The 14,280-nt window shown below is 43.7% G+C and carries 14 protein-coding genes; 9 read left to right on the forward strand and 5 right to left on the reverse strand.

Annotation, left to right across the window (positions count from 1 at the left end):
- The first annotated feature begins 696 nt into the window (after nucleotides 1-696).
- Nucleotides 697-2,088, forward strand: a complete 1,392-nt coding sequence (locus QUB08_RS16500; RefSeq protein ID WP_333225721.1) for a condensation domain-containing protein — start codon at nucleotides 697-699, stop codon at nucleotides 2,086-2,088.
- 85 nt (nucleotides 2,089-2,173) lie between these two features.
- Complete coding sequence (locus QUB08_RS16505; protein WP_333225722.1) at nucleotides 2,174-3,283, forward strand: glycosyltransferase family 4 protein; 1,110 nt, start codon at nucleotides 2,174-2,176, stop codon at nucleotides 3,281-3,283.
- 113 nt (nucleotides 3,284-3,396) lie between these two features.
- Here the strand turns inward: QUB08_RS16505 and QUB08_RS16510 are convergent, their stop codons facing one another.
- On the reverse strand, nucleotides 3,397-4,362 hold the full coding sequence (locus QUB08_RS16510) for a glycosyltransferase family 2 protein (protein ID WP_333225723.1): 966 nt from the start codon (nucleotides 4,360-4,362) through the stop codon (nucleotides 3,397-3,399).
- 285 nt (nucleotides 4,363-4,647) lie between these two features.
- On the opposite strand from QUB08_RS16510, the gene QUB08_RS16515 reads away from it, so the two are divergent.
- Nucleotides 4,648-5,271 carry a TenA family protein gene (locus QUB08_RS16515; RefSeq protein WP_333225724.1) on the forward strand — a complete coding sequence of 208 codons (624 nt, stop codon included), beginning with the start codon at nucleotides 4,648-4,650 and terminating at the stop codon, nucleotides 5,269-5,271.
- A gap of 37 nt (nucleotides 5,272-5,308) precedes the next feature.
- Here QUB08_RS16515 and QUB08_RS16520 read toward each other — a convergent pair whose 3' ends face one another.
- Both QUB08_RS16520 and QUB08_RS16525 read right to left on the reverse strand, forming a co-directional pair.
- On the reverse strand, nucleotides 5,309-6,448 hold the full coding sequence (locus QUB08_RS16520; protein WP_333225725.1) for a mannosyltransferase family protein: 1,140 nt from the start codon (nucleotides 6,446-6,448) through the stop codon (nucleotides 5,309-5,311).
- A gap of 97 nt (nucleotides 6,449-6,545) precedes the next feature.
- Nucleotides 6,546-7,838: a pentapeptide repeat-containing protein gene (locus QUB08_RS16525; protein ID WP_333225726.1), complete on the reverse strand. Its 1,293-nt coding sequence runs from the start codon at nucleotides 7,836-7,838 to the stop codon at nucleotides 6,546-6,548.
- Between the two features lie 119 nt (nucleotides 7,839-7,957).
- Here QUB08_RS16525 and QUB08_RS16530 point away from each other — a divergent pair, with 119 nt between their 5' ends.
- Nucleotides 7,958-8,413 (forward strand): aspartyl protease, encoded by a 456-nt coding sequence (locus tag QUB08_RS16530; protein ID WP_333225727.1) that lies wholly within the window; start codon nucleotides 7,958-7,960, stop codon nucleotides 8,411-8,413.
- A gap of 64 nt (nucleotides 8,414-8,477) precedes the next feature.
- The gene (locus QUB08_RS16535) at nucleotides 8,478-8,933 is read left to right on the forward strand and encodes an aspartyl protease (RefSeq protein ID WP_333225728.1); all 456 of its coding nucleotides are present in this window, start codon (nucleotides 8,478-8,480) and stop codon (nucleotides 8,931-8,933) included.
- Nucleotides 8,934-9,354: 421 nt separating this feature from the next.
- Here the strand turns inward: QUB08_RS16535 and QUB08_RS16540 are convergent, their stop codons facing one another.
- Nucleotides 9,355-9,867, reverse strand: a complete 513-nt coding sequence (locus QUB08_RS16540) for a DUF1648 domain-containing protein (RefSeq protein ID WP_333225729.1) — start codon at nucleotides 9,865-9,867, stop codon at nucleotides 9,355-9,357.
- A gap of 123 nt (nucleotides 9,868-9,990) precedes the next feature.
- Between QUB08_RS16540 and QUB08_RS16545 the strand changes: the two genes are divergently transcribed.
- The 4 genes from QUB08_RS16545 (at nucleotide 9,991) to QUB08_RS16560 (ending at nucleotide 13,589) form a co-directional block, all read left to right on the forward strand.
- On the forward strand, nucleotides 9,991-11,217 hold the full coding sequence (locus QUB08_RS16545; RefSeq protein ID WP_333225730.1) for an RNA-guided endonuclease TnpB family protein: 1,227 nt from the start codon (nucleotides 9,991-9,993) through the stop codon (nucleotides 11,215-11,217).
- A gap of 96 nt (nucleotides 11,218-11,313) precedes the next feature.
- Nucleotides 11,314-11,874 carry a peptide deformylase gene (gene def, locus QUB08_RS16550; RefSeq protein WP_333164427.1) on the forward strand — a complete coding sequence of 187 codons (561 nt, stop codon included), beginning with the start codon at nucleotides 11,314-11,316 and terminating at the stop codon, nucleotides 11,872-11,874.
- Nucleotides 11,874-12,074 (forward strand): hypothetical protein, encoded by a 201-nt coding sequence (locus QUB08_RS16555; RefSeq protein WP_199292547.1) that lies wholly within the window; start codon nucleotides 11,874-11,876, stop codon nucleotides 12,072-12,074. Before def ends, QUB08_RS16555 begins: the two co-directional genes overlap by 1 nt.
- Nucleotides 12,075-12,251: 177 nt before the next feature.
- Nucleotides 12,252-13,589 carry a PrsW family glutamic-type intramembrane protease gene (locus QUB08_RS16560; RefSeq protein ID WP_333225731.1) on the forward strand — a complete coding sequence of 446 codons (1,338 nt, stop codon included), beginning with the start codon at nucleotides 12,252-12,254 and terminating at the stop codon, nucleotides 13,587-13,589.
- A 36-nt stretch (nucleotides 13,590-13,625) separates the two neighbouring features.
- On the opposite strand, the gene QUB08_RS16565 is transcribed toward QUB08_RS16560, so the two are convergent.
- Nucleotides 13,626-14,210 carry a PEP-CTERM sorting domain-containing protein gene (locus QUB08_RS16565; RefSeq protein ID WP_333225732.1) on the reverse strand — a complete coding sequence of 195 codons (585 nt, stop codon included), beginning with the start codon at nucleotides 14,208-14,210 and terminating at the stop codon, nucleotides 13,626-13,628.
- Nucleotides 14,211-14,280: the final 70 nt, after the last annotated feature.

Genomic DNA, 14,280 nt, shown 5'->3' on the forward strand with positions numbered 1-14,280 from the left:
TCTCACAGATTTAGGCTCGTTGTCACTAGAGAGCGATGGTTACAGCCAGCGCATGGCAATTGAAGAAAGGTTCCGAAATGGTAAAGCTCGATGTTACAATGCGCGAAGGAACTAGCTTAAGGAGAAGCCAAATCATTAAAATCATGTTGTTAATAACCCTCGCCTAAAGTTGTGCTGTATTTAAATGCGATAAAATTCATAAAATGCCGATATCAAAATATGTATGCCGCCCTCTCAATAACAGACAAAAAATTATCGCATACGGAGTACATGAAGGCGTTGGTTGAGATGGAGACCCCTGGGTCAATGATCTGGCTCAATATTCAGTAGATGTGCAAGAGTTAATGAACCTAACTCCAAATAAACTTTGCTTTTCTCAACAGGGTATACAACCTGCCACCCTTATTTAGTCTAGTTCCTAGGCCTCTTTGTGACACTCCCAGATGAGTCAGTTACAATAGTTCTGACACTTTGGGGTAAAATGGCTGGAATCGTTGATTTTTCCTGAGTTTTGACTTGGCTCAAACCCTAATTATGCCGGTGACAACCAAAAACTGTCCGAAGTATTGAGTGAGTTACACAAATGAAACTGTGAAATCAGGTATCAGAATTAATGAACCTGCGGTTGATGAAGAAACTAACTTACATACAACTCAATTAGGGATAATTGAGCAATTGCATAAATGTAGATAAACTTTGAAATTAGATAAAATTCAAATGAAATCTTTCAGCAGAAAACTTGGGTTGGTAGAAATGTCGATGGCCCTAGGCCATGATGTGGGAGGTGGGCTAATTGTAAATGTTGTCTCTCTGGAAGGGATTTTAACATCGGATGTTGTTCAACAAGCTCTTAAATTAGTCCAACAGCGTCATCCCATGCTCCAAGTTTACATTGTTGAGTCTGAGGATGGATTATATTTTCAATCGACAGGTATAACAGAAATTCCCGTACAAGTTATCTACAAACAAGATGAAAATGAAGCAATTAAAATTGCTGAAAAAGAACTACATACAAAATTCACACCAGGGAAAAATCCTCTGTGTCGTTTAACTCTTTTGTATTCTCATCAACATCAAAATACCTGTGAAATGATTATTACCTTTCATCATGGAATTGTAGATGGCATATCATGTATGCGCTTTATTGATGATTTGTTATTTTATTATCAGGCAATTAAAGAAGGAGAGAATATATCTCAAGTAGAATCACTAGAATTTCTTTCTCCCATAGAAAATGTACTTACTTATAAGATTCCCACTCAACACCCAAGAGAAAATCCTCAACTCGCAAATGAACAACAAACTCTACCACCACAATTAATTATTGAACATCAAGCATCCGCAAATGAACGTTTGACTCGGATGCTACCGCGAATGCTTAGTCAAGAAAAAACTAAGATACTCATTGATAAATGCAAACAAGAAAAAACAACTGTGCATGGTGCTATGTGTGCGGCTATGCTATTTGCTGCTGGCAAATTACTATCAATAGATACACAGGTAAATTTCTCCTATGGTTTACCTGTAAATTTGAGAAAATATTGTGAGCCTGAAATCACAGGCCAAAATCTAGGTTGTTTTATATCTGTGCTGGGGTTTAATCAGTTAGTTGAGCCAAATACATCTTTTTGGGATTTAGCTAGAGAATGTAAATCCCAAATACATGATTCTTTAATTAGCGGTGTCCATATAACTAGACTACTACAAAGTAAATTACGTAATCTTGACATAGATACAATCAAGGAACTCGTTATTAACTCTATAGTGAGTAAAGAAGATACTATGGGAAGGAATAATCTTTTTGCAATTTCCAATCGAGGCAAATTTAAATTTCGATATAAAGCCGAAAAGCTAAAAATCAAGGAATTATACTTTGCCACTCCTCAACATATTGGTGGTGATTGTTTTTGGTTAGGTGTTCTCACGCTAAATGAGCAGTTATTTTGCAACTTTATTTATGTAGAACCTGTCATCAGCGATCGAACAGCACAGTTATTTGCTGATGATGTGATGACAGTCATAGAAAAAGTGTGTATCAATCAAAAAACGACGTTAACAATGTTGTGTGAGTCAGTGACACAAAATTAAATCCTCTTGATTTCGGAAATTTATTTGACAAATATCTAATTTTACTATACAATATCTATGTCAAAATTTGGAATAGTCAAATAATATGAACTGGGACAATAACTCAATTGTAATTTATTCCAATTTTCCATTTCATCTAGAAGATTGGTCTCCTCTATCTGTGAATAAAGGTATTGGCGGAAGTGAAGAAGCGATTATTTACTTAAGTCAAGAATTAGTTAAATTAGGCTACCAGGTTACTGTTTTTAATCGCTGCGGTGATATGGAAGGGGAATATAAGGGAGTAGTTTATCAGTCAGTTGAGAAATTCAATACCGAAGATAACTTTAATGTCTTAATCTTTCATCGTGTTTGGACACAACCTATGCGTATGAAAGTGAAAGCTCGAAAAACTGCTGTCTGGATGCACGATAACCCGAAATTATTTCCTCCTGTAGAAGAGTCTCAGCGTTTAGAATTTCTGGCAAGTTTTGACAAAATTTTTATGTTGTCAAATTTTCATAAATCTCTGCTCCCAGACTGGATTCCTGAAGACAAGATTTTTTTAACAACCAATGGGATTAATCTCGAAGATTTCAATTTAACAGGAATTGCTAGAAATCCCAAAAGGCTAATTTCGATTAGTGATTATGCAAGAGGTATTGAAAATTTACTGACTCAATGGGATCAAGTTCTCAAAGAAGTGCCTGATGTTGAATTACATATTTTTTATGGTTGGCAAGGAATTGATGCTTTAATTAATTCACCTTATATTGATAAATTTCCATACTTACCAGATAAAAAGCAAAAACTTTTACAACTTTTCGAGCAAGAAAATGTCTATGAACATGGCAGGATTGGACACAATGAGTTAGTGGAAGAATTATTCAAATCAGGCATCTGGGTTTATCCTTGTCATACTGCGGCGGAGATTTTCTGTATTAGTGCTTGGAAAGCGCAAGCTGCTGGTTGTGTTCCTGTGGTGACAACTTATGCAGGTTTAGATGACACTGTAAAATCAGGTATCAGAATTAAGGGGCCTGCGGGCGATGAGGAAACTAATAATGCTTTGGTTGCAGCAGTGATTGACTTGCTAAAAAATCCTGAGAAACAAGACTCTTTAAGACAGGAAGCATTAGCTCTTAAAGATTCATTTGGATGGGATAGAGTCGCTCAACAATGGCATCAGGAGTTTATATCGGCTGAAATTAAGTAGAAAATAATGAATCAGCAACCCGCATTTTGAATGTGGTTCAGGGTTCAGGTGATTAAGCAGACGTACCATACAACCGCTATCTTTAAGCCGTCAAGATAGTAAAAAAATCCTGCTTATTTACCATTTTTTTGACGAAATGGATCGAAACCAGCCACTTCTGCCAGCGTATAAAGTGGCCGGCCCTTCACCTCCTCGTAAATCCGCCCTATATACTGGCCCAAAATTCCAATACTCACCAACTGCACCGCACCCAAAAAGAAAACCGCCATCATCACAATTGTCAAACCAGTTAAGGCAGAACTTGGATAGAAAAGCCGCCAATACAAAATCAAAAAAGCCATTAACACAGATATAAATGCAGCAAATAACCCCATATAAATCGAAAGTCTGAGGGGAACTTTTGAAAAAGAGACTAAACCATTCATCGCCAAACTTAAAGATTTTCTGAAGGTATACTTAACCTCGCCTGCAAAACGCGGATCGCGTTCAAACTTAACCGCCGTTTGTTTAAAACCAATCCAAGCCCGCAGTCCCCGAATGTAACGATTGCGTTCTGGCATGGCGTTGAGGACATCCACGACGCACCTATCCATCAAACAAAAATCTCCGGTATCTATGGGTATATCAACATCAGCAAGATGGCGCAAAATGCGATAATACATATAAGCGGGCAACCGCTTAAACCAACCTTCTTGACGGCGTTGAGTGCGTTGAGCGTAAACAACTTGATAGCCCTGCCGCCACTGTTCTACCATATCTATAATTAGCTCTGGCGGGTCTTGTAAATCGCCGTCCATGATAACTACAACTTGACCTCTAGAAAAGTTTAAACCAGCAGTTACAGCTATTTGATGACCGAAATTGCGGGCAAAGCTGAGGTAACAAATTCGCGAGTCTTTTTCGTGCAATTCTCGCAAAAGTTCGAGAGAGCGATCGCGACTGCCATCATTGATTAAAATTAATTCTACTGGGCCGTCCATTCGATCCATCACGGCCCTAATGCGCCGATACAATTCAGCGAGATTTTCTTCTTCGTTATAGATAGGAATTACCAAGGAATACTTAGGTGTATCGTTCATTGCAGTTTCTGTTTAAGAATTGGCTTTTCAACCGTTAAATCAAAAGTTTATTTTTCCCAAAACACCCTGGCTGCTTCACGAGAGAGGTTCGGCACGTAATTTCGCTCTTTGAGCCAGACAACAGCAGCCGACAAAATAGCAGTGTACCAAAACTTATCTATTTTCTTAAATACGAAAAATAAAAGACACCATAAGACTGACGCACGCCCAACGAAAATATCTGTTATCATAGATGTTTAGTCAGACTATAAAAAATACAATCATAACCCATCGATTCAAAATTGCATGACAAATTCCAATTATCTTTGGCAAGCCAATCAAGACTTAAGCGAAGCTTGTCTGCAACATCCCTTTGTCAGAGGCATTGCTGACGGCAGCCTCCCCCAAAATAGTTTTGCATATTACATTGCACAAGACGCATTTTTTCTGGGAGCATTCGCTCGCGCTTACAGTATCGCTGCAGCAAAAGCACCCGACTGGGAGGGGTTTGAAATTCTCCACAATCTCGGTAGCGGCGTTTTAGAAGAACTTCGTTTGCATCAAGGATATGCAGCCAAATGGGGTGTAAACTTGCCAGAGGCAAAACCGGGAATCGCTACCCGCCGCTACACAGATTTTTTATTAGCGACAGCCTGGGGAAGTGGTGTAGGTTTGACAGCAGCCGCGATGACTCCTTGCTTGCGGTTGTATGCTTTTTTGGGACAGCAGCTAGCTAAACCTGATATACCGGAACACGCATTTAGCGACTGGATTTCCACCTATAGCAGCCCGGATTTTGAGATTTTAGCAAAACGGCTGGAAAGTTTGGTCGATCGCTACGCAGAAGCTGTGCCAGAAGTAGAAGCAACCTATCGCTACGCCATGCTGTGCGAAAGAGACTTTTTTCAGGCAGCTTGGGAAATAGAGTAAATTAAGTTTGGGCAAAAGATATTAAGAGCGATCGCCCCTAAGCTACCCACAGCCAACTAGCAAATTTCACGGAAAAGCGCAGCAGATATATACCAAACAATCCCATCAACCCGTAACCCCAACGAGGCCTAGCCGCCAATAACAAGCCGACACCTATTGACAGTGGCAAAATACCGTAAGCGTAGCGCTCTACCGAGTGTAAAGCTCCCGAAGTAACCAGCAGGGCCAAAGAGCAAAAACCGAAGCAAATGATTGTAATGCTCAACCTTTTTCGTAAATACCACAACAAAAAGCCACCGCCAAAAACCATCCCAACTTTAGTAGCAGCGTACAAGCTGAAACTGAACAAGTCCTTAAATATCTCCCACCAAGTAGGCTGAGGCCAGTGTTTTTGGATGTGAATAAATGCTAAAGGATCTCCCAAATTAATAGCACAATATAAAATAAATGAAAAAAACCCGATCGCGCTAGCAAAACCAGCAGCATAAGCGAGGGGAGGTCTTTTTTCCCTCCAAGCTGTCAGCAAAAAAGTAGGTATCAGGGCTAATCCTGGGCCTCTAGTAGCAGTCGTCAAAGCTCCCCAAAAAGCCGCCCAAATATACTCGCCCCTTTCAAAAGCTCGTAAAGCCGATGCTGTCAGGAACAAAAACAATCCTTCTGTGTATATGACAGTGCAAAATAGTGAGAACGGACACCAAGCTAGCACAGCAGTTGCCCACTTTGCTGCACCAGCATCGTATCGCTCCTCCACCCAAAAGTAGACCACGGCTAAGGCACCCAGAAAGGCCAAACTATTGATGAGTACCCCTGCTACTTCCACTTGCATTCCCAGAGTCGTCAACCCACGCATCAGCAAAGGAAACAGGGGATAAAAAGCCACAGAATGGTGCGGCCCGTCATCTGCATAGGTGTAGCCTAAATTAGCGATTTGGACGTACCATTTACCGTCCCAGTGCGAAAACAGTTCCCAGCCACTTTTGGGAAGGAAGCCACTGACAAAACTTAGAGGGGCCCAATTCTCTGGCGGGAGGGAGGCTAAAGGAGCAATTATCTGCATCCCGATCGCAATTACCGATCGGCTCAGAAACCACATAGCAATTACAAAAATTAACCCGTCCCTGCTTTTGGAACGCGGACGGTGCGGAATTACTTCTAACCCTAAATCAGTATTTGTCATGCCTAAAACAGCGCAAGACTGTAGATTTAAAATTAAAGTATAGTCCGCTCCCGAGCGATCGCCAAATATATACGTAAGTACAGGCGTACTGCTAATTTTAACGTCCGAGTTTATTGGGAATCCCTTCGCAGCCACCGGGAATAGTCTCTCTCGACTTCGAGCCACACCAAGCGCAGCAGTAATAGCGCTGCTCGTCCGACAGCCGCTTGACAGCGGTGAAATCAGCGCGTTCAACCACAGCGCCGGTATGTTCACCCGTTTGATAGTTGGGAAATTCGGTACGGCTGCGGGGGGATGCAGTTTGTGCCGAGCCGTAGAATAATGCGGCCGCTCTCATGTCGGCGCGAGCGAGATTGGCGTCGTACAAGACAGCGCGCGAGAGGTTGGCTTTCACTAAATCGCACTTGCTGAGATTGGCGCGGACGAGGTTGGCTTCGCTCAAATCCGTCCACCGCAAATCGGTGCCAGCCAGGTCAGCACCCGCTAACATGACATTGAGATCGATAACGCGGATACCGTGATCTCTATCTTCAGCGTAGCCGCCGTCGCCGTCAAGGATGGGGCGGCCTAAAAGCCGATCGCGCTTCAGAGGAGTAACCAATCTCGACTGCGACAAAAACCGCAGAATTTTAGCTTTACCTTCAGCATCTACACTGCTCATAATCGCAGCGGTGCGGCCTTCTGCGATCGCCCTTTCCTGCGGCCAGTCTTCCAAAAACCCTTGTTCGTCAAGGGCTAAGTCGGAAACCCCTTGAAAATAAGCATCGATCGTTTGCTGCTGCGTAATTCGATTTTGCTGAATCGTCAAATCTTTCGAGATCACGTACTGCCGCCAAGCCACGTAAACGCCCAAAATCGCGATCAAAATTTGGCCCAAAGCGCCGATCAGCTCGCCGAGAGCGCCGATGGCGTCCCAGTTGATTTGGATGTTGCGGCTTCCCGGTTCAGTATTACTACCGCTGAGCATCAGCAAGCCAACAATCCCAGCTAAAAGCCCGAAGCAGGCGACGATCAGAGTGCGCCAAGTCGGCGGAATTACCTGCGCCCAGATTTTGCCCCAACTCGGCCACATCAACCGCAGCGATACGCCGATCGCACCGACAGCGCCCATTAAGCCCAGCCAAATGTTGTCATTGGCGAGCCCAAAAATCATCGCTGCGATCAACCCCAGCGTCAGCACCGATCCCGACTTCTCAGTAGTCGTTTGTTCCGGCTGCTGTGGCAAAAAAACCTTGCGAGTTGGAGGCGGCGGCACCGGTTTTTCCGGTTCCGCAGTAGCGACGATTGTCCCTGATTCTGGTGCCACAGTAGGGTTCGCACCGTTCTGACTTTCTACAGTCACGTTAGACTCAGGGCGATTGGGTTGAGAAGAGTTGTTTTCTGGTGTCATGCGTTGAGGCAAATTCTAATTTTAGCCGGTCACTAAAACGATTTTAACTAACCAAGCAGGATTCTAGATAATATTACAATATAAATCTCCACCAATTGCAGTCAAAAAGGTAACATAATATGACACTAGTGCTGCCCAATCTGCAAGGCAAACAAATGGGTCAAGTTCTTACAACAATCACCGTAACGAATCGCATCGATCAAGTCCTAGCTGAGCGGGGGTTCATTCCTGCGGGTGAAATTCGTTCATTAACTCTCGATAAAGTTTTAGTAGATACCGGAGCCACTCTGCTTGCCTTACCAGCTTTCATTATCAGCCAGTTGGGTTTAAGCCAGCTTGGAGAAACCAATGTAGAAACTGCTGCGGGAATCAGAAAAGGGCGGATTTTTCAAGATATTATGCTGGAAGTTGAAGGGCGACAAGCAGTGTTTGACAGCCTTGAAATGCCCGCAGGAGTTGATGCGATTTTGCTGGGCGTGATTCCGATGGAAAGGCTAGGCTTAGAACCCGATTTAAAAAATCAACGGCTGCGAGTATTGCCGATGAATGAAGAACAAACATATCTGATGGTTTAATATTCGAGCGGACGAAACAGCCCAAAAATGTACCATAAAATGCACTCAAAGAGGTAACATAATTATGACACTCGTACTCCCCAATCTGCAAGAAAAACAAATGGGTCAAGTAATCACTACAATCAGCGTCACGAATCGCATCGATCGAGTTATGGCGGAACGGGGATTTATTTCTGCTGAGGAAGTGCGCTCTGTTATCCTCGATAACGTTGTTGTCGATACGGGAGCAACTCTGCTTTCCTTGCCAGCTCGCATTATTAGGCAGTTAGGCTTAATACAAGTAGGAGAAAGAGATGTAGAAACATCAGCGGGCATAAAAAAGGGTAGAATTTTTGCCGACGCTCAAATTATTGTAGAGGGGAGAGAAGGCAGATTTGATTGTTTAGAATTGCCCGAAGGCGTTTCTGCTGTTTTGTTGGGCGTGATTCCAATGGAAGAACTAGGATTAGAACCAGATTTGAAAAATCAACGGCTGCGAGTATTGCCGATGAACAATCAGCAAACATATTTGATGGGTTAGTCGATCGGCGTTTACCGTAGCACAAACCTCTGGCCTGTGATTCCTATTATGTCCAGTCAATCGATTTTAGATTTTAGATTTTAGATTTTAGATTTTAGAATTGAAGCATTGAAGCATTGACTTGCGCGAGATAAATACGTTCGGCAAGTTTCATCGGATACAGGTTTTTTATTTCTGGGTCCTGAGTCTGCTTTCGTAATGAATCCGGCGGCTTATATCCTGGATGCTTGATTGTCAATTAGCCGCCCTCAAAAATGTTTATAATGAGGACTAAAGTCCTCAAAGTTATATGACGAGTTTAGTCCTGACTACAAACTAATTTTTTTTCTTTGGTAGTGAGGACATAATATCATCTGGTCTTAATTTTTATTAATACAAAGAAACTGGGTCTTTGGGTAGATGTAAGTTTTTGGCGCTACATCTAGCGAGCCAAATAAGCCTTGAGCAAATACACGCCAACCGTCCCAAACATCAAAACAACTAACCCTAAAAGTAACTCCATACTCAACCTTGGAGCATTGCCCAAAGCGACAAGAATTTGCTGCCGCACCACAAACGCCAACAGCCAGCAAATCTCCGCCTTCAGCCAAACCAAAAGGCCTCGCCCCAACAGATATTGCCGGCGAGCGTTGTCAGAAGTAATCCGTACCGGATAATTACAAGTATGCGGATAGCGCGATATCGCAGTTAAAACCGCAAAAATAATGGCAGCAACCGCCGGCAATATCCAAATCGTCACCTTGTCGCCCCAAGCATCAGCCAGCCCCCCCAAGCCGAAATGAATCGGAATTTGATCGGGCAAAACGGCCCAAAACTTGACGATGAGCAAAACAGCCAGCAAAATCGCGATCGCACCTAAAAGCTCTACCGCCACTAAAACAGGCGAAAGCCCCAGAGAAATAATCGGCTGTTGGTTTGGTGGGTTTCCAGTCATGGCTACTTAACTAACAAGCGGGAAGTCCCGCACTCTAATCGTAGTCCGTTGAGTGCCGATCTTTGCAGATCGGCAAAACCTTTGATATAATATTTATTATTAATAGCAATTAGCAGTAAGTAAATGCTACGCAAAGTTGTCAAAGTTCGTTTATACCCTACCGATAGGCAGTCCCAGCATCTGGCACAGAGTTTTGGTTGCGCTCGTTGGTGGTGGAATTACGCGCTTAATAAGTCCATTGAAGTCTATCAAGAGACTGGCAAAGGGCTTGGACAATCTGCATTAAATGCTTTACTGCCAGCACTAAAAAAGGAATATGAATGGTTAAGTGACTGCTACAGTCAAGTGCTACAGGCGGCTACGCTTAATCTCACGACTGCCTATAAAAACTTTTTTGACAAAAGAGCTCAGTTTCCTAAGTTCAAGTCAAAAAAGCATAAGCAGTCGATTCAATACCCCCAAAATGTTCAAGTCGTTTCTGACTCTGAACTCAAGTTCCCTAAACTTGGAGTAGTCAAAGCAAAATTACATAGACCGATTGACGGAAAAATCAAAACTGTCACAGTTAGCCAAAACCCTTCGGGTAAATACTTTGCTGCAATTTTATTTGAGATTGAAGGTGAAAATCCAGAAATTTCTACCTCTGGGAAAATCGTTGGGATTGACTTAGGATTAAAACACTTTGCGATCGTTGCCGACGGCACTAAGATTTCTAAGTTTGAGAATCCTCAACATTTTGTAAAATATCAACAAAATCTCAAGCGTAAGCAGCAAAAGTTAGCGCGTAAAAAGGATGGTAGTAATTCTCGCAAAAAAGCTAAAAAATCAGTTGCTAAGGTACACGAACGGGTAGCCAATAGTCGGCTGTATTTTCTGCATAAACTCAGCGCAAAGCTGGTCAACAAAAACCAAGTTGTCATAGTAGAAAATCTTCATGTTAAAGGCATGGTTCGTAATCATTGCTTAGCTAAAGCTATATCTGATGCTGGCTGGGGAATGTTTTTCAATTTCCTGAGCTACAAATTAGACCGCAAAGGCGGTAAGTTAGTAGAAATTGATCGATGGTTCCCTAGCTCCAAAACCTGTTCAGTTTGTTTGCATCAAGTCTCGGAAATGTCTCTAGATGTGCGCGAGTGGACTTGCTCTCACTGTGGCACTCATCACGACAGAGATGGCAATGCTGCAACAAATATCAGGAATGAAGGTATCAGAATGCTAAAGACGGATGGAACGGCCGTCTCTGCTGTTGGAGGGAAGGTAAGTCCACAGGTGGGGCGTAAGTCCAATCTGAGGCACTCCCCTACGAAGACAGAAGCCCACGCTGTATGCGATAGCATCCGCGCTGGGTAGTTCACAATTAGATTAATATTGGAAATAATAGTATTGGTTCCAATTTCCTCCCCCAACAGCTTTCGTTGGGGGTTTCCAAACATCCCGCGAGGTTCTATGACGGCTCAGGTCTTGATTGAAAAGAAAAAGTTAGAAAAACCGCCCCTAACAATACACACATTAGGCGATCGCGTCCTGCGGCAGCCAGCCAAGCGCGTCAAAAGCGTCGATGCAGAAATTCGGCAGCTAGTCCGAGAAATGCTGCAAACAATGTACAGTGCCGATGGCATCGGTTTGGCCGCCCCCCAAGTCGGAGTCAACAAACAAGTAATCGTGCTCGACTGCGACCCGGAAAACCCCGCCACACCCCCAATGGTTTTGATCAATCCCACCATCAAAAGTAGCAGCAGCGATATCTGCATCTTGCAAGAAGGGTGTTTGAGCATTCCGGGAGTTTATTTAGAAGTCAAACGCCCAGAAGTCATTGAAGTCTCCTACCGCGACGAATACGGCCGCCCACAAACCCTGATAGCAACAGACTTACTGTCGAGGGCAATTCAGCACGAAATGGATCACCTCAACGGAGTGCTGTTTGTAGACAGAGTAGAAAACAAGCTGGCACTGAATGAAGCATTAGTCAAGCAGAAATTTTCGCCAAAGGCAGTAAAATCAGTATGATGGCAGGAACTCCGAAAAGTGGTTTACTCTTAGCTCTTTCGTGCATCACTGCGATCGCGGCAGTCGGCTCCATCTTTGAGCTGTCATCGGGAGAAGCTCAACTTGGCAATTTAGTCACGGGCATCATCCTCGCCCTGAGCGTACCGCTAACTGGCATATTTTTCTATGCAGCCGTTCAGGATGCCAGGGCAAATCTATAAGCAGAGTTATTAGTCATTAGTCATTAGTCAGCAGTTAGGAGTAATTAGTAATTAGTAATTAGTCAGCAGCTAACAACAAATAACTGTGGAATAAAGACTGCTCAAAAATAACATCAGCTAACAGATCGCGAGCTCATGACCAATGACTAATGACTGATGACTAATGACTCATAACTCATGACTAATGAAATCGGATTTCTGCGACAAGTGCCAGCCAAAGACGCTGTGGGAACCCCAGCATCCAAATACCAACTTTCTGAAGATGGGGAATTGGTCATCGGACGCGATCGCAATTGTCAAATAGCTTTAGAGTCGATCGCCCACGGCATGGTTTCCCGTCGCCACGCCCTGATCCGTCCCCTAACTCAGGGTACTTTGACGAGATGGGAAATTTGCGACCTCAACAGCGCTAACGGAACTTATATCAACGGAAAAAAGCTCTCAGGCCGCCAAACTTTAGAAACAGGCGATCGCATCAGTCTCGGCCTTGAGGGCCCTGAATTTATATTTGAATCTCCCCTAACCCCTTACCAAAATCAACCCGGATTAAGAGCACCACAAACGGGCAATTTTGCTGGTAGCGAAAAAGACGCTCTCACTTTAACTCAATTATTCCCGATCGCCTCCACTGGCAAACAATTAAGCCAAAAAGCTTACTTATATCCAGGTATCGCCACAGTTATTGTTGTCGTGTCGATGTTTGTCGCCGTTGGAAATTCCGCAGCATTCAACTTGCTGCTGTCAGCTTACCTCGCCGGTGCGGCTTACTACTTTATCTATCAACTGTGTGGCAAACATAAGCCTTGGTGGGTATTGCTTGGTTCGGCTTTAGCTACAGTCCTGATTGTGATCAGCCCCTTATTAATTGGATTTATATTAGTATTTAGAGAAATTTTGCCCGGCCGCCTGCCAATGGAAGGCGAAACAATCAGTTTTTTGCCTTTTTTGACCAGAATGTTTTTCGGGGCGGGTCTAATGGAAGAATTGCTGAAAGCCCTGCCCGTTTTGGGAGCGATGTTGCTGGGAAATTGGCTGAAAAATCCGTGGCGCGATCGAATCGGCGTGTGGGAACCTTTAGACGGAATTCTGTTAGGAAGTGCCTCAGCAGTCGGGTTTACACTGTTAGAAACTCTGGGACAGTACGTTCCCAATGTCATCCAAAATGTCACCCTGCAAGCAGGGCCCGACGCCGGACAATTAGTAGGATTGCAGTTGCTAATTCCCCGCATTTTGGGTTCCGCTGCCGGACACATGGCTTACAGCGGCTATTTGGGATATTTTATCGGTTTGAGCGCCCTCAAACCTAGGAAGCGCTGGCAAATTTTGGGCGTAGGTTATTTCAGCGCTTCCACACTTCACGCTTTGTGGAATGCGTCGGGAGCCGCCAGCGTACTTTTGCTGGCGTTGGTGGGAGTTTTGTCCTATGCGTTTTTGGTAGCCGCGATTTTGAAAGCTAGGGCTCTGTCTCCCAATCGAGAGCAAAATTTTGCAACTCGAATATTCTTTGAAAAGTGACTTCTGACTGGTTAATTGTTGAGGTGCGATCGCACTTCAAACTGCCATTTTTTTCTTGTGTTTTAACCAGGTTAAACCTGCCAATGCTAAAGCTGTGCCCCCAACGGCGAGAGGTTCGGGAACTGGTTCGGGTTCGGTATCGACTAGGGTGTAAGAAACATGGGCATCGGAGGTGATATATCTACTGTATATCTCATAGCTATCGGTGATGATCGATCCATCCTCTATATAGGATTGATAGTTGATCTTTCTGTGCACAGTCTCATTAGTCGAGGAGTAATAGGTAAATCCTATAGACCAAGATTCGTAGATCTCATGCACCCAGTAAAAAGCCCCTCCTGGCTCGTCTGGAGGACTGATATATTCTCTAATCACATTGTAGCCGCCGCTTGCAAACAGTCCGCGAAAATCTCCTTGCTCAAAAGAAGCTGTAGCCCCTGCCAAATTGTAATATTTTTCGCCTCCTTCCAATCTTCCGTCGGAAACGGCAATTGATTCAAATCCTATTCCTGTAAGCGAGGAGTTATTCAACTTAAAAAACCCGCTACGTGAACTATTTTCCACTTGGAAATTGTAGGTGAGTACGGCGGCTTGTGCTTGGTCAACTCCTGCTAATGACACCGCTGCATAACTTAAAATTGTGCTAGCGAGCGCACTTCCTAATCAGGGTCTTAGTTTTTGACACATTGTT

This window comes from Microcoleus sp. BR0-C5, assembly GCF_036705045.1.
In the GTDB taxonomy this organism is placed as follows: domain Bacteria; phylum Cyanobacteriota; class Cyanobacteriia; order Cyanobacteriales; family Microcoleaceae; genus Microcoleus.

Excerpts from the sequence above, each read along its gene's own strand:
- QUB08_RS16505 (WP_333225722.1), top strand. The coding sequence starts at position 2,174 with ATGAACTGGGACAATAACTCAATTGTAATTTATTCCAATTTTCCATTT.
- QUB08_RS16510 (WP_333225723.1), bottom strand. The coding sequence starts at position 4,362 with ATGAACGATACACCTAAGTATTCCTTGGTAATTCCTATCTATAACGAA.
- QUB08_RS16515 (WP_333225724.1), top strand. The coding sequence starts at position 4,648 with ATGACAAATTCCAATTATCTTTGGCAAGCCAATCAAGACTTAAGCGAA.
- QUB08_RS16520 (WP_333225725.1), bottom strand. The coding sequence starts at position 6,448 with ATGACAAATACTGATTTAGGGTTAGAAGTAATTCCGCACCGTCCGCGT.
- QUB08_RS16525 (WP_333225726.1), bottom strand. The coding sequence starts at position 7,838 with ATGACACCAGAAAACAACTCTTCTCAACCCAATCGCCCTGAGTCTAAC.
- QUB08_RS16530 (WP_333225727.1), top strand. The coding sequence starts at position 7,958 with ATGACACTAGTGCTGCCCAATCTGCAAGGCAAACAAATGGGTCAAGTT.
- QUB08_RS16535 (WP_333225728.1), top strand. The coding sequence starts at position 8,478 with ATGACACTCGTACTCCCCAATCTGCAAGAAAAACAAATGGGTCAAGTA.
- QUB08_RS16540 (WP_333225729.1), bottom strand. The coding sequence starts at position 9,867 with ATGACTGGAAACCCACCAAACCAACAGCCGATTATTTCTCTGGGGCTT.
- QUB08_RS16545 (WP_333225730.1), top strand. The coding sequence starts at position 9,991 with ATGCTACGCAAAGTTGTCAAAGTTCGTTTATACCCTACCGATAGGCAG.
- def (WP_333164427.1), top strand. The coding sequence starts at position 11,314 with ATGACGGCTCAGGTCTTGATTGAAAAGAAAAAGTTAGAAAAACCGCCC.
- QUB08_RS16555 (WP_199292547.1), top strand. The coding sequence starts at position 11,874 with ATGGCAGGAACTCCGAAAAGTGGTTTACTCTTAGCTCTTTCGTGCATC.
- QUB08_RS16560 (WP_333225731.1), top strand. The coding sequence starts at position 12,252 with ATGACTAATGAAATCGGATTTCTGCGACAAGTGCCAGCCAAAGACGCT.